The sequence below is a fragment of the Endozoicomonas sp. PH6C genome, assembly GCF_059322965.1.
The window spans coordinates 4,908,851-4,929,453 of sequence record NZ_CP185342.1 but is presented as its reverse complement, the minus strand read 5'-3'; the positions used below and the strand labels follow the sequence as shown (position 1 = coordinate 4,929,453).

The following is a 20,603-nucleotide window of genomic DNA, read 5'->3' as shown; positions in this document are numbered from 1 at the left end:
TGTTTAAACTCTTTGTGTTACATCAATTTGTGAAGACCACAGCTGGGCATAGCGTCCCTGCTGTTGAACCAGCTCATCATGGCTGCCATCTTCTTCAATAACCCCTTTTTCGATCACTATAATCCGATCACAACGACGGATAGTTGAGAGTCGATGGGCGATGATGATGACGGTGCGGCCTTTGCTGATAGCCCGCATGTTGTCCTGAATAATTTTTTCTGACTCATAATCCAGAGCCGATGTCGCTTCATCAAAAATCAGGATATTGGGCTGGGTGGCCAGTGCTCTTGCTATGGCCAGGCGTTGAAGCTGACCGCCGGACAGCCCTGCGCCGCGCTCACCCAGCTCAGAATTGTAGCCATGGGGCATTTCGATAATGAAATCATGAGCTCCGGCCAGTTGGGCTGAAGCGATGACCGACTCCATATCCAGGGTTGGATTCCCAAGAGCAATATTGTCTCGAATGGTGCCATTAAAGAGCACGCTGTCCTGAAGGACGACACCAATCTGGCGTCGGATCCAGGCTGGGTTTAATAGTGAAAGGTTGGCACCATCAATATAAACCTTGCCACTTTCTGGTATGAAGAGCCGCTGGATCAGCTTGGTCAGCGTTGACTTACCAGAGCCTGAACGGCCAGCAATGCCGATCACCTGTCCTGCAGGAATGTCCAGGTCAATGCGGTTCAGTACTGCGGGGTTCGCAGGGCTGTAGCGAAAAACAACATTCTCAAGCCTGATGGCTCCTTTCATTACCGGAGGTGAGGATTGACTTAAATGACTCTGGGGTTCGGTAGGAGCATTGATGATGTCACCGAGGCGGTCGATGGCAATGCGAAATTGCTGAAAGTCCTGCCAGAGCTGAGCTAGCCTCAGGATGGGGGCAGAAATCTGTCCTGAAATCATATTGAAGGCGATCAGTTCGCCTACCGTCATATGCCCGTGAATGACCTCCAGAGATCCTTGCCACATCAACAGAGCGGTGACCAGCTTGCTCACCAGCTGCACCGACTGACTGCCGTACATGCCAGTCACCACCGAGCGAAAAGAAGCCTGAGCAAAACCGGCCAGCTGATTTTCCCAGCGCTGGCGCATCTGGGGTTCGATGGCCATGGATTTAAGGGTCTCTACACCGGTCAGGGTTTCGGTCAAAAATGCCTGGTTGATGGCACTGCGGTGAAACAATTCCTCGGTTCTCTGGCGCAGGCGGGGAGTAATCAAAATAGAAATGATAATATAGATCGGAATTGAGCCAATCACGATCCAGGCCAGCCGACTGGAATAGAAGAACATGACAACAATAAACAACAAACTGAAAAACAGGTCTATGACCAGGGTGAGAGCGCTGCTGGTGAGGAAATTACGCACATTTTCCAGCTCACGCACACGAGCCACAACCTGACCCACTGGTCGACTCTGAAAGAAAGCAACAGGAAGTTTCAGCAGGTGCCGGAATAACCGGGTACCCAGTTCAACATCAACCCGGTTGGTGGTATGTGAAAAAACATAGGTTCTCAAGCCATCCAGCATAACCTCAAACAGGGAAATAGCCAGCAGCGCTACAACCAGTACATTCAGCGTCATTTCTGCCCGGTGAACCAGCACTTTGTCCATCACCACCTGAAAAACAAGTGGCGTCAGCAGGGCAAATAGCTGCATGAAAAAAGAAGCAACCAATATGTCCCTGAACAGTTTTCGAAACTTGACAATAGCCGGTATAAACCAGCTGATATCAAAGTGCTGATTGTTGTCTGGCAGAACACTTCGATCAGTCATTAAAATGGCCTGGCCACCCCAACGACTCCAGAGCTCATCTAAAGAAATGGACTCTGGTCTCATTCCTTCCCGTTGAATTAATGCTTTACCATCACTGACGGCAGCAATAATGAAAAACTGCTCGTTTTTGTCTATGGCAATAAACGGACAGTGTATTTTAGTTAATCGCTGTCGCCTGATTCTGACTTGTCTGGCTCTTAGTTTGAGTTGTTTGAGAGCCCTGAGCATCGTCAGTGGGGTCAGGTCTTCTCCCTCGGGGCAGAACTCATGTTTGATGACGCTGATGTCGATGGTTTTCTTCAGGTATTGCATCATCAACAAAAAGCAAAACAAGCCACTTCCGGCAGATGGCTCGGTATCAGCATCTGTAGTGCTCATTGGAAAAATCCTTAGTCCTGATTTGTGTTGCCAAACGACGCTTTAACCTGAAGGTGCAATCCCGTAATACGTTACAGCTGTTCAGTTGAGTCTCACAGTGTAGACATCTCCGCTGGTTACGTTACAAATTTTTTGCGTATCACAAAATTGGTACGTCCCTTCAATGAGTTTGATGTGAACAATCCACGTTCATCCTGAGCGGAGTCGAAGGGCGCTCAGGGTGAACGGAGTTTGGGCACCATTGATAATCTGGTGCGTGGTAACGAGGAGTGTACGGATATCAGAGCTTGGCTGCACTAGCCCGGATATTTCCATCCATAACTCCATTTAGGATCTATATTCCCTGTTCAGTCACTGTATCTGGGAAATCATCATGAAAAAAACATTCAACCTGTTTCCGTTACTTTTGTGTTTGTTTTATTCGACGGCACAGGCCAGCCCCCCCTCACAAAATGATTTTGATTTTCTTAAGCCCTTTAATGACAGCGCATTGGTGGAAAACGGGCTTGAGTTAACGGAAAGTATTGCCGGGCTCTCTTTGTCTACCCTGATCAATCTGGGTATCTGGTGGGGTGTGTGCAAAACGCCGGGAATAGTCTCCGGGCTTTCAGGCAAATATGACCCGGCGGCATCGGATACAAAGGAGCTGGAGGCGCTGAAAACGGATTTCTGTTTGCAACTGGCTCCCGTGGCGACTGCCGCTGAAGTGGCGCTGGCCGGGCATGTGTCTCCCTGGCCCATGGAGTTCTGGTGGAAACCTCTGTATTTTGCCGGTGCAGGAATGGCAGCTGCCGTCGTTTCCCAAACAAGGGAGTTCGTACCTGTCGCGGTCTTTACCTACTTTGCGTCAGAAGCGGTATCAAGAACTTTAGCCAGCACTACGTGGGTGTTAATGCTAAGAAAAATGAGCGTAAGGGATATTAGAACTGAATGGTATGGGGCTTGGGAAGACGCAATATTATCTGCGCTTAGTGTGGTTATTGCAGGCGGTGTCGCCTACAAAGCTATGATTCATAATGGCTTCAGTTCAACAAAAGGGATTATTCTTGCTTCTGTTGTCAGCGCAGCGATTGCAGGGGCCCTCTCGGGAATTATTCCAGGGTCAATAATGGATGTGGACGGACAGACAATGACTGGGATTGGAGCAGCCGACGCCACACACATAGCCGCAGTCCGGGCCCGAGGCGTACCCGGACGCATGTACGCAGACGCAACCTCAGTCTTGGTCTTAGCCGGAGGCCTGGCCGTAAAGATAATCGAAATAATCGAAACTGGAACCTTAGCTCAATCCATAGATCCATCTCTATCCGGGGTTTTTGCTTTAGGCGGAGCTTTAGTCGGATCCGTAGCCGGAATGGGAGCTGCAGCTGAAGCCAAAGTCGAACCCGAAAAAGGAGTGATGGTCGGAGCCTTTGTCATAACCCTGAGCGGATTCGGAGTTTTGCTTATGCTGGACCGTTCGAAGATAACCTCAGACAACCCCTTTATCACAGCCAGTGTTACTTTGGTGCCTGCGTTGACTTTCGCTGTTATCAATAGTCTTTCAAACTACGCTGTTTATGGCTATCCACTGGAACAAAGCCTTTCAGAGACCGGCTGGACTCAGTGGAAAAAGTTCTATGCGCCCCTGGATTATCTCTCGACTCTGTTTAACTGACAGATTCAATAAAACTGCTGACTCATGGGCTGACTTATTACCGCACTTTGTATTTAGTGCCTGCCCGAAAACCCACAAGTAATCCGATGCAGCAGGCAGCAGCCTCATTGAAATGGCGTACTAAACGTTCTTTTGCAGGCAGACTCTCAATTAAGCGTGCTACTTTATCGAATGGGCGTAAATTCCGTAGTTTGAAAGGGTGTCAACTTGAATACTGATATTGTACGTAAAGTTTCTGCCTGCTTTGCGGCTCTCGTGGGCCGCGCCTGCTGTACCGTAATTTTTCTTGTTCTTGGGATGCCTTCTCTCGGGTTTGGACTGACATTGATTGATAATGTGTTGTTGCGTGAAACCTACCAGTTTGCAAATGAGACTCAATGGTTTGGTGCGCCTGCGGGCATTGCATTATTTGCCAAAAAAAACAATGTGATAGTAGGTTCTCAAGCCATCCAGCGTAACCTCGAACAGGGAAATGGCCAGCAGGGCGATAACCAGTACATTCAGCGTCATTTCTGCCCGGTGAACCAGCACTTTGTCCATCACCACCTGAAAAACAAGTGGCGTCAGCAGGGCAAATAGCTGCATGAAAAAAGAAGCAACCAATATGTCCCTGAACAGTTTTCGAAACTTGACAATAGCCGGTATAAACCAGCTGATATCGAAGTGTTGATTTTTGCCTGGCAGAATACTTCGATCAGTAATTAAAATGGCCTGGCCATGCCAATGACTCCAGAGTTTATCCAAAGAAACTGACTCAGGTCTCATTCCCTCCCGTTGAATCAATGCTTTGCCATCGCTGATGGCGGCAATAATGAAAAACTGCTCGTTTTTGTCTATGGCAATAAACGGGCAGTGTATTTTAGTTAATCGCTGCCGCCTGATTCTGACTTGTCTGGCTCTTAGTTTGAGTTGCTTGAGAGCCCTGAGCATCGTCAGTGGGGTCAGGTCATCTCCCTCGGGGCAGAACTCATGTTTAATGACATTAATGTCAATGGTTTTCTTCAGGTATTGCATCATCAACAAAAAGCAAAACAAGCCACTCCCGGCAGATGGCTCGGTATCAGCATCTGTAGTGCCCATTGGCAATATCCTTAGTCCTGATTTGTGTTGCTAAACGACGCTTTAACCTTAAGATGCAATCCTGTCATACGTTGCAGCTGTTCAGTTGAGTCTCACAGTGTAGACATCTCCGCTGGTTCCGTTACAAATTTTTTGCGTATCACAAAAACTAGTGCAGCTAAGCCTTGATATCCATACAGCCCCCCCCTCGTTCATCCTGAGCGGAGTCGAAGGATGCGGACTCTGAACTAACAAAGACCGTGCCAACCACCCTTCGACTCCGCTCAGGGTGAACGGAGTTTGGGCGCCATTGATAATCTGGTGCGTGGTAACGAGGAGTGTACGGATATCAGAGCTTGGCTGCACTAGTTAAAGATATTTCCATCCATAACTCCATTTAGGATCTATATTCCCTGTTCAGTCACTGTATCTGGGAAATCATCATGAAAAAAACATTCAACCTGTTTCCGTTACTTTTGTGTTTGTTTTATTCGACGGCACAGGCCAGCCCCCCCTCACAAAATGATTTTGATTTTCTTAAGCCCTTTAATGACAGCGCATTGGTGGAAAACGGGCTTGAGTTAACGGAAAGTATTGCCGGGCTCTCTTTGTCTACCCTGCTCAATCTGGGTATCTGGTGGGGTGTGTGTAAAACGCCGGGAATAGTCTCCGGGCTTTCAGGCAAATATGACCCGGCGGCATCGGATACAAAGGAGCTGGAGGCGCTGAAAACGGATGTCTGTTTGCAACTGGCTCCCGTGGCGACTGCCGCTGAAGTGGCGCTGGCCGGGCATGTGTCTCCCTGGCCCATGGGGTTCTGGTGGAAACCTCTGTATTTTGCTGGTGCAGGAATGGCAGCTGCCGTCGTTTCCCAAACAAGGGAGTTCGTACCTGTCGCGGTCTTTACCTACTTTGCGTCAGAAGCGGTATCAAGAACTTTAGCCAGCACTACGTGGGTGTTAATGCTAAGAAAAATGAGCGTAAGGGATATTAGAACTGAATGGTATGGGGCTTGGGAAGACGCAATATTATCTGCGCTTAGTGTGGTTATTGCAGGCGGTGTCGCCTACAAAGCTATGATTCATAATGGCTTCAGTTCAACAAAAGGGATTATTCTTGCTTCTGTTGTCAGCGCAGCGATTGCAGGTGCCCTCTCGGGAATTATTCCAGGGTCAATAATGGATGTGGACGGACAGACAAAGACTGGGATTGGAGCAGCCGACGCCACACACATAGCCGCAGTCCGGGCCCGAGGCGTACCCGGACGCATGTACGCAGCCGCAACCTCAGCCGTGGTCTTAGCCGGAGGCCTGGCCGTAAAGATAATCGAAATAATCGAAACTGGAACCTTAGCTCAATCCATAGATCCATCTCTATCCGGGGTCTTCGCTTTAGACGGAGCTTTAGTCGGATCCGTAGCCGGAATGGGAGCTGCAGCTGAAGCCAAAGTCGAACCCGAAAAAGGAGTGATGGTCGCAGCCTCTGTCATAACCCTGAGCGGATTCGGAGTTTTGCTTATGCTGGACCGTTCGAAGATAACCTCAGACAACCCCTTTATCACAGCCGGTGTTACTTTGGTGCCTGCGTTGACTTTCGCTGTTATCAATAGTCTTTCAAACTACGCTGTTTATGGCTATCCACTGGAACAAAGCCTTTCAGAGACCGGCTGGACTCAGTGGAAAAAGTTCTATGCGCCCCTGGATTATCTCTCGACTCTGTTTAACTGACAGATTCAATAAAACTGCTGACTCATGGGCTGACTTATTACCGCACTTTGTATTTAGTGCCTGCCCGAAAACCCACAAGTAATCCGATGCAGCAGGCAGCAGCCTCATTGAAATGGCGTACTAAACGTTCTTTTGCAGGCAGACTCTCAATTAAGCGTGCTACTTTATCGAATGGGCGTAAATTCCGTAGTTTGAAAGGGTGTCAACTTGAATACTGATATTGTACGTAAAGTTTCTGCCTGCTTTGCGGCTCTCGTGGGCCGCGCCTGCTGTACCGTAATTTTTCTTGTTCTTGGGATGCCTTCTCTCGGGTTTGGACTGACATTGATTGATAATGTGTTGTTGCGTGAAACCTACCAGTTTGCAAATGAGACTCAATGGTTTGGTGCGCCTGCGGGCATTGCATTATTTGCCAAAAAAAACAATGTGATAGTGGTTGTTATTAATGACAGGGGGCTTTGTCTTGCGTTCCAATGTTCAGAGGATTCTGACCAGTGTGTTGTGCAAACGACGACCCAGATATCATCCAACTCAAGACAACATCGAAGTCTGGTTAAAAATAAAAACTGTTTCTATGTATCCAGCGACTCGGGTCAAGAGGGAGGAAGTATTGGCAGCTTCAGTTGGGAACAGGGACAGCTGACCACGGGCCCTTTAGTGGCGTTTGCTGGTGTTTCATCTCTAGGGGTGAGTCCAGATGGCAAATGGCTTGCCGCTTGCTCCCTGCTCATGGGTGAGTTGCGGGTTTATCAGCAGGAAAAAAACTGTCAAACGGGATCATTCCAACGCTTTGGTGGACAAAGTCACTATCTTTTTCGCCAGGGCTGCTCCTCTGCCAGTTTCAATAAGGACAGCACGCAATTGTGTGTCAGTTGGGCGTTTGACAACCAGCTAGCCTGCTTTGAGCAATCGGCTGAAGACTGGCGGCCTGTCACCATACTGACACCGGCTATTGATGAGGTTGTTATTGACCAACCTGTAGGGGTCATCTTCGCAGATGCACACTTGTTGGTTATCCATAGGGGTGGAGAGATAGTTTTATGCCCTCCTGAGGTTGTTAATCAATTCACTGGCACTGGTCCTGCTCACTATTCCTATCAGGCCCTTGGTTGTCGACTGTATTCCCATCAATGCCAAACCGCTACCGGCAAGCAGGCAACGACCCAACAGGTTTGCTCGTTAAGTGCGTGTGAGAATGCCATTTTTTCATCGGACGGGGAAGGCGTCGAGAATACCATCGAGTCAAGCTGGCCAGACTTGGGAAAACTGGATGAAATCCGGCAATACGACAATAATACTTTTTTGATTGCTGGCGAGCGGGGCTTGCACGTTGTTCGGTTTGACAATGGTAGCCTCTGTTATCAAACAACTCTGACCAGTCGCCAGGGAAGTGACGGTTGGCCAGGAAACCGAATTACCTTTGACTTCAGCAGTGGCCTGCTGGTGTTCGGCAATCGCTTTGATCGTTCCGTCCATCTCCTGAGGATTCATCAGGCGGGTCTGCCCCTTGAATCGTCTTCACCATTGCTGGTCGCTTCGATGGTGCCGCTTCTTACCACGTTGTTTAACGCTGTTGCTATTTTGCGATGCTGGTGATTCACTTTTTGTTGGCTTTAGAATACTCGCCCGATTTTTAAATTGCGTATTGACTTGGCCCTTAGGTCGGCTAAGATCACCAATAACGCGGCCCCTTTCGGTAAAACTGCTCGCAGGGAAATCGCTAAGGGGTTTTTTATTGCCCTGAATATCGTGTTTTCCCCAGTGTTCCCAGCCATCAATGGTTCCTATGCCTTTCAGATTCAGGCCAATGGCTTGTAGGTCTGGAAAGTCGTTCAGTAGATGTTCACTAAGTCTTGATCACCAGGTTGACGTCGGGTTAATAGTTGTCAGCAAATGTTGAATAACGCAAAACAGAAAGAAAGGGCGAGCCAGAGCTTGCTCTTTGCCTCTGAACTGGTCAAGTACCGCAACCTCTCCAATGGGTGTTAGTTTTGCCTGGTCAATAATATTCCGGTTCCAGAGTCGGCTGTGGTGAGCACAGACATTTCTCAGATAATTGAGGCTTCGTAGCCAGGAGGCAAAGTACGACCATTCCTAACCCCGTATTTTGCCGATAGGGTGCCTGATCCGCTTCTTGCATACCATCAAACAGCCTGGACAATGCTCCACAATGTCATTAAATGACATTTCGTTTGAACTGAGAGGGATTTTTTCAATCACTACAAGTACACTCACGATTAGCAGACATTTTTCAATGGTATTTTCAGTTGATTGATCGTGAAAACATTCACCAGTCCAATGACCAGATTGTTGATATTGCTCAGTGGCCAGTGCATGAAGACTATGAAGTATTTCCTGTTGGAGCCAGAGATAAGAGTTTGAGAGTATGCCCGCCAGCAGCCCCATATGATTTTTGTTTACCGAATCACAGATACCTGTTTAAAGAAGCTATAAAAAGCGCCAAAGACTCCAGGAAGCCAAGGCATCCAGATCAGTACTGGGCGGAAATTATTGCCTTTAAAGTTGGGCGATTAATGAAGCTAACTGTTCCTCCCACTTTTGTTGCTGTGAACTCAGAAACGGGTGAACCGGGTTCTATTATTGAATGGTTTTTGGGTTATAACTCTGACACTGAGGAACGGTTTACCCCCGGTGGCGACCATATGCAGTCGATGATTGATGGCTTTGACCGGGAAAAGGCGCGGCTACATAATCTGGATTCAGTTATTAAGTTTTCAAGAGCACTCTCGCAGCACAAAATTCTTTGCCATAGCTGGCAGGAGTATTGGGGCTTATGCTTCTGTTACGATGCCTTGATCGGGAATACAGATCGTCATCAGGAAAACTGGGGGGTGATCTGGAACGACAAGATGGGTACGGCAAGACTCACTCCGTTTTTCGACAATGGTACCAGTCTTGGGCACGAACTATTTGAGAAAAAAATCCGTCAGTTTTCAACCGACGAAAACGGACTACGCGCTTACATCCGAAAAGGCAGGCACCATATGAAATGGAGCCTTTCAGAAGATGGCCGACTACCACTTATAGAAGGTGTTTATCGCATCTGTGTAAAATATCCAGCCATTATACCGCTGTTAGTTGACAGCCTTAGCTGGGAAGAAGAAGCTCTGGAAAAGACCCTTAGCGAATTAACGTCCTTTGACATAAAATCGCCGCTGTCTATTGAAAGAGCAGATTTTGTATACCAGTTAACTATTCTAAGAAAACGTATTCTGCTCGAACATCTGGAGAAAATTGGAAATGAGGTACATTGAGCACCTGATAGAGCCTGATCGCTTATTGCTGTCCTGGCAGGCACAGGAAAGTAAGGATCGTTCACGTTATGTTGTAGGCGAACTGGTGCGCAAGGAAGACAAGGTCGTTCTGAATTACTTCAAGGACACAGAAGATTTTGAGCGAGCCCGTCAGCATGGCTTTTCAGGACACCCTGCCTTTCGCCTGAAAGAAGGGGGAAAAGAGTTTGATGACAAAGTGCTGGAGGCTTTTGTCAGAAGGCTTCCTCCCCGCAGCCGCAGTGATTTTTATCGGTATATGGAGCTGAGAGGGTTGAACCCTGATGCTGAAATCAGTGATTTTGCCTTGCTGGGTTATGCAGGGGCACGACTTCCTGATGACGGTTTTGAACTGGTTCATCCGTTTGATAATGCTGTACAGCCCTTTGAGTTTATCACTGAAGTGGCTGGCTTTAGGCATGAGGCTGAGGTAACCCCGGACGACATCGCTATTGATGCACCGGTGCAGTTCGTAGCTGAGCCTGACAATGGTTATGACAACCAGGCTATTCGTATTGAAATGGATGGCCGTAAGCTGGGCTATGTTGATCGTGGACGCCTGAGTTTGTTCCACCGGTTGCTGAATGCCGGTCATAATATTACTGGCAGTATTATGCGGAAAAACGGAACAGCTGACCGGCCTCTGATCTATATCTTCACTTCTGTTGGTGTCATAACGCACTGATCCTGTTTGCTCTGGCGGGACTCCCTGCCAGATTCTACTTTCCCCAATGGCTCTCTTGCCTGTCAGCCAATAGTTTCTTCGACCATGGCCGTTGCCAGTTGCTGTTGGGTGGTTTGGGCCAGTTCATGTTCAGGTGCAATAGCCACCAGTATGTTTTTCATAATGGTCCCATTTACATTTGCCTGACCACACCGGTGCTTAAAATTCTGTGTAAAGCTAACTTTGGCTGAGCCATCTGTTTAACTCTCTCTTCGAATTGCGTTTGCACATAGCCAGAAGAAAGTACCTGCTTTAAAGGCTAAAGTCGGGCACCACACGAGATCAGTGCTCTTTTGTTTTGTTATTTTTGATATCAACACCAAAGTATTTAAAATAAATTTGCAGTCCTCGTTGGTTAGGGTATGTGTTTCCAGGACCCTTCGGTATTCTGAGAGCATGATGTGGAATAGTTGGCTCCCCATATCCATATGCGCGATCTACACAGGCATCTGCAGTGGTCGTATTTGTAGCTTCAGGGGCATCTGCAGTGGTCGTATTTGTAGCTTCAGAGGCATCTGCAGTGGTTGTATTCATAACTTCAAGAGGATCTGCAGAAGTCGTATTCATAACATCAGGGGCATCTGCAGTAGTCGTATCTATAACTTCAGGAGCATCTGCAGTGGTCATATCTATAACTTCAGGGGCAGGCCAAGACAGGGATAAGCTTAAACTGGAGCCTGTATCACCTGGTGCCGGGTGCACCAGCGTTTGGGTTAATCCATTTGATTCAGGATCAAAGTGAACCATTAAACCGGCTGGCGGAGCTGGTTGATCATTGCTTTCAGGGCGATCAGAGGTATTTTCTGTGTTATCGTCGGATGGATCTTCTTGATTGAGTTCATAGGTTCTCATCCTTGATCTGTAACATTTAATCAGGCCGTATCCACCCAGGCCTGCTACGCCCAGCGATGGCAACAGACCAGCGAACACCCGTTTCAGTAATCGGGAGGTGTAATCGGCTGGTTTTACGCTGACCACTGTTCGTATTTGACTGAACTGCTTGTGTGGGTTAGTTGCTGTTACCGTCAGGGGCCATCTTTCTGAGAGTGCCCAACCACCGCTCTTTTTACTCAAAGGGGTATCACTCTCTGGGTTGACCACTAAACTTTTGTTTTGCCAAATGAATGGGCAATTGCCTTCATGGCCTTCACAGTCAACCCTGACGATTAATTGAGAATAATCCTCGTTGTCTGACTGATTAGGGTCCGTCACATTCATAAGCCCTACTACGAACTGGTTATTTTCCATATTGGATTCATCGTAGTCATATTCGGGAGGATCCTGCCATTCTGCGAATAAAGGGGGAGAGATGAGTTTCAGGGTATGGAGGCTACCTCGTCTGCCAATCACGGCTATTTTTCTGCCATCCGGGCTGGTGGCTATGCTGGTGAGTGCCTGAGGCACGTTTCGAAGGCCAATAAGTTGAGCCTCCTGAGTTTCCCACTGATCTTCCTTGTTTAAAACCACCAGATGGACGAACCGGTCGGTAGAGGCAATAAAGGCGGTGATGGAGTCACGGGGTAGTCTGGCAATGGTTACATCGTGCACTCCAAACCAGCTGTCAACTTTCTCAAGATCTTCCGGGTTGGAGACTGATTGCATCAGATGCAATTGTCCCTGGTCGTATCGAAAAATCAGCAGGGTTTGGGTTTCGGCAGCGACTACTGCAAGGAACTGTCCATCCGGTGACAGTGTCATACTAACAATGTCTTTCAGAGCCGGAATGTCTGAAGATGAAGCGAGAGTGCGATTCCGCCATTGATTCTCCTGCCAGTCTTTGTCCACTTTAATCAGCGAGCTCATCATGGCTATACCATTGTTGCCTTCCTGTATGTCATTCAGAGCCGCAATATATGTCAGGTTTGACTGTGGCACAGGAACCACAGAGCCTGCTTTTTGCCCCAGGTATTCGGCTAACGGCTCGCTGAAGAGAGAGTCTTGCTCGGGAGGTGAAGTGGCAAGAACATCTGACCATTTTTGAACAACGTTAAGGTTATTGAAATCAACTAAAAAGCGAGATCTGGAATCAGTAGCATTATTAACAGTCAGCAGAATATGGGAAGTGTTATAGAACGAAACAGAACCCTCATAGATATTCAAGGTTTCCTCCCTGGCAGCCAGCCCGCTGGAATTCATTAATAGCAGGCGATGTTGCCGGGTTTCTTCTGCAGCAGCGGAGTTGGCAATCCATGCAATAGCAGTGAACATAAGAGCAAAGATGGGGAAAGACGTCTTTGTTCTTATATTTTCAGATCTCATAATTAAAAACACTAGAGGGTCAGCGCAGACTTGATTCGTATCGCGGTCTTTTCGATAGATACGACGAGTTCGGTAGTTCATAGGCAACATCCCCCTGAATCATGTCATCAGCCAGAAAATAAAACACATCGGCTGGCAAATTAAACCCTGTTGTACTGTAATCAATCACCAATAAGGTTGTTGTAATACTAGGATTACATAGCGTCAGGCAAAGGTCCCTGACCCTCGGGAATGATAGCAGAGATTCATATCAACCCGGGTAACTCATAAAAATAAGCCTATTGCCGTATATATTTTGTCTTTTTCAGCATGGCAATCCTTATCACGAAAACGCAAAAAGGCTGTCACAAAGGGTTTTCAAAAATGTCTGGTAAGAATGCTAAACGTCCTCAAGTATCAGAGCCTGATTTCAGCCAGTTTCTGGAAATGGCCGACAACGGGCTTTCCCTGGAAGATCGCAAAACGTTTCATTACCGCAAGTTAATGGAGAGTTATAGCGTTTTCGATGCCATCCAGGAGAAAAATTCCGCTAAAGGCTGGCTGGCTGCCAGCCAGATAGAAACCAGGGCGAAGGAGTACCTGCAGCAGGAACCCTTTAAGAAAGACTGGGTAGCCTCAGTGTTATCTCCCGTTCAGGCTTTTCTCAACCGCACCCTTGAAGAACCCCCCAAAACCATTCACCTGTTATTGCTCCAGCCACTGGACAGGGTTGGCCTGGATTATTTGAAAGCCTGGATCAGGGCTAACCCCGATTATCAAATCCATCTCTGGCAGGACTACAGGGTTTCTCTGGCTTCTCTGATGCGAAAATACATCATAGAGTGGGCGCACGCCGATGTTGCCAATGCCCGGGACCTTGAGCCATTTGCCGGACAACTGATCCGTCGAATAATCGATACCCAGCGCCGTGCCGTCAGTCATGTTCTCAATAGTTACGATAAGGGGGCTTCCATTGACCGGGCTGTGCAGGGTTTTCTGGTTTCCTATACCAATGCTTCTGCCAAAGAACTGGCCGTTGAGAAGGCGCGTTTTAATCAGCAGATTCTCTATGCCAGGGAAGAGTTGAGCCGGTTAAGTGACCATGGGAACCGGATTAACGTTCGGGATATTGCGTCACTGTGGCCAGAAGGGAACATTCTGACCAGTGATTACTTCAATGAGCTGCTGCGAGGAAATATTAACGGAGCGGAAAATCTGGCCCGTTTTCAGATCCTGTTCAGTGCGGGTGGCTTTATTGTCAGGCCAGATAGCCTGCCCGGCATCAATCGGGATTGGTTAACGGGGATTGAACTGGATGGCCTGCCAGAGGAAATGCTGGAAGCCGCTATTGTCCAGGCGATTCTGGAGAGCCATCCGGACGACTTCCCTCACCGCCTGGACAAACTCCGGCAACCGCTTCGCAGTGGCTACATTGACAGCCTCAAGCTGCTGGATGATCTCAGGCCGGGGGTTCGTCAGCAACTGCTGGCGGCAGCCAGAGAGACCCGGCAACCCTTTCGGTCAATTAACCAGACGGGTTTGATTCCCGGTACTGTTCAGGCCGGACAATCCCGTGGGCGTCTGTCCGCCAGCATGATGGCCGCCGGTAAGGAGTCGCCTGTCGCACAACGGGTGTTGGCTTTGATGGTAAAAAGGTACCGGTTTTTAGACAATGCCCTGGGGGGAGCTGAACCCTACAACTGGCAGGAGACCCGACGGTTTTATTTCAGCCAGCTGGATGCGGCGAAGGATCAGGGTTTTCCCCTGCATCTGGCCCGCATTGGTACTTACCGGTTGGGACTGCTGCGCGGGGATGAAAGCCTTAACCTGTTTCTCAATGGCGATGAGTTGCTCAGGGAGGCGATGACCGACTATATTCAATCGCTGGGCGAACAGCCCGTGCCCCCGGAGCAGCACCCGGTAGGGAAACAGCTGGCCAGCTGGGGGACTTTGTCCACCGAAGAACACCTGGCTCTGGCGGTAGATCCACAGCAAAACAGCCTGTCATTTCATCTTGAAAAGAACAACAGCAAGCTGAAGCAATATGTTCTTCCTCTGGGTCAGGATGACGACATTCAGGCCATCGCCGGATTCCTCCATCGCAGTTACCCTCAGGCGACACAGCGGCTGTCAGCGCTTTCCCCGGATGCTGATCATGCCCTGGATTTTTTTACTGAGCCGCCATCATCTGGGCTGTTGGTTTTGGTTGGCCGATTGACAGCAGATGGTCGTTTATCAGGCTTTTCCGGGTCAGACCTGGCGGCCGGTCTTGCCAGCCAATGGCTGCGTCAGTCCAGCCACCGAATAAAGATCTACTGTCTTGCCGATCCCGCATTGGGTAATGAGCGCATTGTCGGATTTTTCCGGGAGGTGCTGGCCGCCCTGCCAGAAGGGCAGGCGAGATTGAATACTCTGGAAGTGGCCCGGGAGCTGACCCAGATTGATGATCTTGGCCAGCCCTGGGTCGCTGCTGTTGATGATCGTGGAAAGTTGCTATGGCAGCAGGGGAATGGACAGCACTGGGCCTGTTACAGAACCCCCGGGGGGCACTGGAAAATCCAGTCCTCAGATTTTGCCCCGGGAGAAACGGAAGTTCTTCCACGCAATGATATTTCCCGAGCCATTGACCTCACCAGAGAGCATTATCATAAGGTTTTGCGTGAGCTTGGATATGATAATGAAAGCGGTTATGTATTCAGTAAGTTGATAAACAAAGGCAAACTGACTATTCAGTTGCTGCTGGATACCGTGACGGCAGATCGCAGCAGCCAGTCTGAGTACTTTTTATCATCCAGGGACATTCGCCAGATCGAAAGGGACGTCAATCTGGCATTTACCCAATGGCTTGGTTATTCCGGCTTACCGGATGACATGACTGACCGTTTTACGGTGCTGGTGTCTCTGAGTCCCTGGGTAAAAAATGGACTCTATTTTACCAACGAGGGGGTCAAGCTGGTTCTGGGTGGCAGCTTCCTGGACTCTGATCTTTCCCCGTTTCAGTCCACCGCTCTGGCAGAACTGGCTCCAACCAGCGACCGGGGTAGCTTGATTCTCCTTCATTATTTGTCCATGGTCATTTATGAGCGACTGCAACCGGAGGCGTTCTGGAAGGATTTCAGCATCTTTCACCGCGATGCAACAGGTTGTCAGCCGATTGGGGAGTTGACGCCTGCTCCCGACGCTATTATGGATGACACTCAGGCTGTGTCGCCGCTGGCACGTCAATCCAGACTCCATTTTGTTACTAAGGATGACACTAAGGCTGTGTCGCCGTTGGCACGCCAATCCAGACTCCATTTTGTTGCGGAGTCACTGGCGGCTCTTATACAAAACCAGATTTTACCTCAGGCTTCATTCTCAGCTCTGAATACGCTGCTTTACCGACAACTCCCCGGCAATGACTTAGCAGGCGATCGTCGTCTTTTTCTGTACCAGGGTTGGAGCTATCGCTTTCAAGTGATTGCCACGGCCATCAAACAGCAACAGGAAATCGCCGATTTACAAATCAGTCAGGCGAAGGCTGAAGGTTGGGATCACAGCGGCGAGCGCGAAGTTCTGGTGAATGCTTCAGGCCAATGGTTTCAGTTGACCCGCACCCGATATTTTACCCTGCTCCAGGATTACCCGACGGGTGCCATCCTTGAATTCTCACGCCATGACCCGATAGCCGAGAGTCTCCGGCAAAGTGACAGACAGCGTCGCGCGCCCCAGGAGCCGGAACCGTCGGAAGTACGTCCGGTCTCCCTGGAGCAGTGGGCGGGAAAGCTGATCCAGGGTGACCAGGCTTTTGCAGCTTCTGGTGTACCGCAAGCCCTTTGGGAAGGATTCAGGGAAATTGCCCGGAAAAACCAGGCACTGATTGCCATCAGGCCCATTAATCCAGATGCCTCCGACCTGCTCAATCATGGTCTGGGTGACGGTATCAAAATTGCCACAAAAGGTTTAAGTGTCAAGGGCAAAAGTGCGGACTGGGGAATACAGGCGGGATTGATTCCCTTCGATTCCGCTTTGTCCAAGGTCTTTGGCAAAGGCGGTCTGGAACATCGGTCGCAGATCGAAAAGGGGGACTACCAGAATGTCCATTCAACCCACTTGCCGGGCATGGCCGCCGTTCAGCTGCAACTGGACTGGAGCGCCATTGAGCGTCGGCTGGAACAGGGCAAGCTGGGTTCGCTGACGAAACTGGAGGATGGCAGTTATCTGGCAACGGTAACTCGTTCCATTGAATCCAGTGATGGCAGAGCCGGTGAGCGCCCGGTGGTGTTTCAGTATCGTTTGACCGAGCAGTCCAATGACCTCTGGAAAGTCGAGTATAAAAGTGAAGACTATGGCATTGGGCATCCGGAATATAATGCTTTCCGTCCCCTGATGGTCATGGCTGAAGTCAATGACGATGGCTCCCGTCGATTGTTTACGGCAGACATTGACCTGTTTGCCCTGTTCAAGCGGTTGGACACATCTTCAAGCGACCTTATGACTGGCGTCAGGGAAGAGGCGGATCGAATTGGGCGGTTATCATCAGCGAACAAGGGCGCGGGTCAGTTTTCCAGTGAACTGGCCAGGGCTCGCTGGCTGTCTGCCTATCGTCGTGTTACCGAAGCATTGGGTACGCGTGAGCGACGCAGGTTTGATCCCGATAAGGGAACCTTGACTCATTTTCAGGAAAACATCATTGACCAGATCAATGAAGCGGCGGCGAAAAAGGGGTTGCCTAAAGTCTGTCACCATGGCACAGAACAGGACAACATCAAATACCCCGAGCGGGATGACAAAATTTTATTTATTGATCCCGAAGGCCGGGTTTATCAAACGGATACCTTTGAACAGGTGTCAAGTATCGAGAAGTACTACGATGTTGTGGATGGCTTCCTGACCTATCGAAATCGTTCATACAAGCGTATTGATGAAACACCAACGGAGATCAGTAACAGGCTGGGAGCCGGCAGCCGGATTAGTTTTCGTGAACGGTTTAGTCTGGCCCCGCTGTTGCAAATCCTTGAGTCGGGACAGCTCAATGAACCTGAGCGCCCAGCTATTCCAGACAAGGCTCCGGTGTTAATCATAGGAGAGGAAGAACTTTCGTATCAGAAGTTTGGTGCAGGTTATCTGACAGAAAAAATTCCGGGAGGACTGGGTATCCTTTTGTATCCGGAAGAGAGATTTGACCTTCCCGCCCGATATATCGCCGTGGAGTTTGATATTGCCGAGTATGACAGGGGGGTTCGTAATAACGATTTTCCCGCTTCACGGCTTCAGGATGATATCAGCAAAGTAACCGACTTGTTTTTGAAAGGGCGGTTAAATGACCAGCTCAGGGAATTGGGCAAAACCGCAAAAAGCATCCGCTATACCAGTGAGGAACGGGTTCGTGTCCTGGTTCATCCGGATAAACCTCTGTTTGAGAGTCATGTCGTTATCCCCGACGGCGGCAAACCGGTTATTGAAATAGGTACAAAGGGTATTGAGAGCATACCCGATTCAACGCTTCGGGAAGCCGTTTCCGGTTTGTTTGGTTCGGCGCTATTAAGGTCTATCCAGTTAGCAGGCAAAGATGATCTGGGGCCGGCAGGGAATATCTGGAAATACAGCAATAGCCAGTTAATGAGCCTGGGTCTCTACTATGGGTTGGATGAGAGCTTCAGGCTGGCCCCTCTGTATAATCTTCCCGATGCATCGCTTTATAGTGATTTAGTCGCCAGGGGACCAGACACTATCAGAATCCGGTCCGAACCTCATTCCGATCTGTTTCGGGCGGTAAGAGCCGTTTATCAGTCTGGAAGAAGCCTGCATGAAAGGATTGAACACATTCATAAAAATCAGGCTCGGTATTCACCGCTTGAGTTGTCTGATTTTGCCGGAGCGATTTCTGATTACTATGACACCATCAAATCACCGGATGCCCAAAAGAAATTCAGGCTGGCTCTGGGTGTCTATCGTGTCAGATGGCTGGAATCCCTGGATAAAACCAGAGCTAAATTCAAACGCCTTGGCGTTGATGCTAAGCAGGATATTGACCTCATCAAAAATCGGGCGGTCAGTAAACTGGAAGACGTGGCCGGGAAGTTGCAGCGTGATGTGCGTCACTCTCTGGTCATTGACCCGGCCCTTCTTGCTGGTCTTCCGGTGTCGTCAATGGAAGAGTACCAGGACGTCATTTTGCGGCAGGCAAAGAGAGAGGTTGATTTAGGTAAAGTCCTTCACAAAAAATCGAGCAGGGTAGAGGAGGCCCTGAACAAGATCTATCAAGCGCTTGAGAAAGAGGATGCCATTCATATAGCTCGGGAAAGAATGACCCGGCTGTTATCTGAATACATATTAAAAGACGATAATATTATACCCAGCCTGATGAAAGTAGGTCTTCAGACAAATACGGCTGGTCTACAAAAACTATTCAACACCCTGGTGCGTAAATACAGAAAAATCTTCAGCGACACTCTGGGCTTTTCGATGCCGCCATTAACCCTTGAAATAGATCTTTCAGGTAATGAGGGTAAAGCAAAACCCGTTTATGATGACGGGAAGATAACCTGGTTTAGCCGTAACAAAGCCAGTAGTCAAAAAGAACAGCGGGACGCTAACAAGGAATTTTTGAATGCTATTGCTGATGGTCTCTCGCAACATGCACAACACACCCTGTCAACTCAATGGCATGACCAGATCCCGGAAAAGTTAAATATTCAGGGCGGGGTAAGAGTATTCAAGGCTGGAAATCAACTTTATGCGGTGGCTTCGACGGATAAGAGTCCTCTGCAACCGTCGGGTGACGAGTCGGTTGACTTGACCGGCAAAGGCAGTCAACCACCGCTGGCATTGTCTATCAGAAACCCCGAGTCCGGGCACTCTTTTTTAATACGACAGTTGCCGGAAAGTTTTTTGAAAGCGATCCCCCCGAAGAAAACGGTACCGGATATCACCGCTCCACGCCCCTTAACCTTTGGTATCACTGATGTCCAGTCTAAGCTAATCAGTACGAATCTGAAGGGAATTTTTCGGTCTCTGGATCATCGTTCCAACCAGAGTGGGTTGCTGGTTCGGGATTACAGGAATCTCCATGAGGTTGCCAGAACTGCTCGAATACCCGGCCAGCCGGATGAGAACGACTATACCGGCCTTTATCCTTTCAGAAGGTTGAGCCTCGATGGTCAGGTTCTCGTCTGGGTTTCACCCGAATACCAGAAAGCTGTCGTTGATTCCGGCAGCAATGTCAGGGACGAACTGGAGAAGCTGAATACCCTGGCCAGCCACTTTACGGATTGTCCGGAGCCTTTTCGGCAATACTCCCGGCTGCTGTCTGCTGCTACCGATCCCAGCAAACCAGACACTCTGGCTGAGCTGGTCCGGTCGGGATTTATGGCAGGCGACTCGCACCGTGAAGCGAAGATAGCACTGCCTAAGGAAGCAAGGCAGCTGATTGTCCTGCAGCACTCAAGCCAGAGTAGTGAAAAAACACTCAATCAGGCAGTGCCCTTTAACCAGCAAGCTTCTGATGATGGTCAGGGGTCACTCAGTGTTATTCACGTTGACCCCGGTGATGCCAGTGAGAGGGGCATGACCGACAACTGGTTGTCACAACATACCCGGCTGTTCTCTGATTTGACGGCCTCAGCTTTTCAGGTCGCAGGCAAATCATCGGCTTTTCCAGAGCAACGGCGTACAGAACAGCAGGCGCTGATCAGAAAAACGCTGGGTTTCCAGGCATTGAACCGCAAACCTTTGTCATCAGACCTGTTGCCTGTGCCCAAAACAAGTGCCCG

Annotated in this window: 10 protein-coding genes (1 of these 10 cut by a window edge); 6 read left to right on the top strand and 4 right to left on the bottom strand. The window is 49.2% G+C overall.

Annotation, left to right across the window (positions count from 1 at the left end; genetic code table 11):
* Positions 1–3: 3 nt before the first annotated feature.
* Positions 4–2,151 (bottom strand): type I secretion system permease/ATPase, encoded by a 2,148-nt coding sequence (locus ACOMG9_RS18210; RefSeq protein WP_448217941.1) that lies wholly within the window; start codon positions 2,149–2,151, stop codon positions 4–6.
* Between the two features lie 373 nt (positions 2,152–2,524).
* On the opposite strand from ACOMG9_RS18210, the gene ACOMG9_RS18205 reads away from it, so the two are divergent.
* Positions 2,525–3,808 (top strand): hypothetical protein, encoded by a 1,284-nt coding sequence (locus ACOMG9_RS18205; protein WP_448217940.1) that lies wholly within the window; start codon positions 2,525–2,527, stop codon positions 3,806–3,808.
* A 405-nt stretch (positions 3,809–4,213) separates the two neighbouring features.
* Here the strand turns inward: ACOMG9_RS18205 and ACOMG9_RS18200 are convergent, their stop codons facing one another.
* Entirely contained in the window at positions 4,214–4,888 is a 675-nt protein-coding gene (locus ACOMG9_RS18200) for a cysteine peptidase family C39 domain-containing protein (protein ID WP_448217939.1), read from the bottom strand.
* Between the two features lie 422 nt (positions 4,889–5,310).
* Here ACOMG9_RS18200 and ACOMG9_RS18195 point away from each other — a divergent pair, with 422 nt between their 5' ends.
* Positions 5,311–6,594: a hypothetical protein gene (locus ACOMG9_RS18195; protein WP_448217938.1), complete on the top strand. Its 1,284-nt coding sequence runs from the start codon at positions 5,311–5,313 to the stop codon at positions 6,592–6,594.
* Between the two features lie 207 nt (positions 6,595–6,801).
* Complete coding sequence (locus ACOMG9_RS18190) at positions 6,802–8,190, top strand: hypothetical protein (protein WP_448217937.1); 1,389 nt, start codon at positions 6,802–6,804, stop codon at positions 8,188–8,190.
* Between the two features lie 261 nt (positions 8,191–8,451).
* On the opposite strand, the gene ACOMG9_RS18185 is transcribed toward ACOMG9_RS18190, so the two are convergent.
* Positions 8,452–8,646: a hypothetical protein gene (locus ACOMG9_RS18185; RefSeq protein WP_448218656.1), complete on the bottom strand. Its 195-nt coding sequence runs from the start codon at positions 8,644–8,646 to the stop codon at positions 8,452–8,454.
* A gap of 215 nt (positions 8,647–8,861) precedes the next feature.
* On the opposite strand from ACOMG9_RS18185, the gene ACOMG9_RS18180 reads away from it, so the two are divergent.
* Together ACOMG9_RS18180 and ACOMG9_RS18175 are read left to right on the top strand one after the other, a co-directional pair.
* Positions 8,862–9,869, top strand: a complete 1,008-nt coding sequence (locus ACOMG9_RS18180) for a HipA domain-containing protein (protein WP_494529217.1) — start codon at positions 8,862–8,864, stop codon at positions 9,867–9,869.
* Positions 9,856–10,572 (top strand): HIRAN domain-containing protein, encoded by a 717-nt coding sequence (locus tag ACOMG9_RS18175; RefSeq protein WP_448217935.1) that lies wholly within the window; start codon positions 9,856–9,858, stop codon positions 10,570–10,572. Before ACOMG9_RS18180 ends, ACOMG9_RS18175 begins: the two co-directional genes overlap by 14 nt.
* 321 nt (positions 10,573–10,893) lie before the next feature.
* Here the strand turns inward: ACOMG9_RS18175 and ACOMG9_RS18170 are convergent, their stop codons facing one another.
* On the bottom strand, positions 10,894–12,951 hold the full coding sequence (locus tag ACOMG9_RS18170; protein ID WP_494529216.1) for a hypothetical protein: 2,058 nt from the start codon (positions 12,949–12,951) through the stop codon (positions 10,894–10,896).
* Between the two features lie 282 nt (positions 12,952–13,233).
* Between ACOMG9_RS18170 and ACOMG9_RS18165 the strand changes: the two genes are divergently transcribed.
* On the top strand, positions 13,234–20,603 hold the 5' portion of the coding sequence (locus tag ACOMG9_RS18165; protein WP_494529215.1) for an anthrax toxin-like adenylyl cyclase domain-containing protein. The gene runs 22,441 nt beyond the window's last position; the window shows 7,370 of its 29,811 coding nt (coding positions 1–7,370); its start codon is at positions 13,234–13,236; its stop codon lies off the right edge, out of view.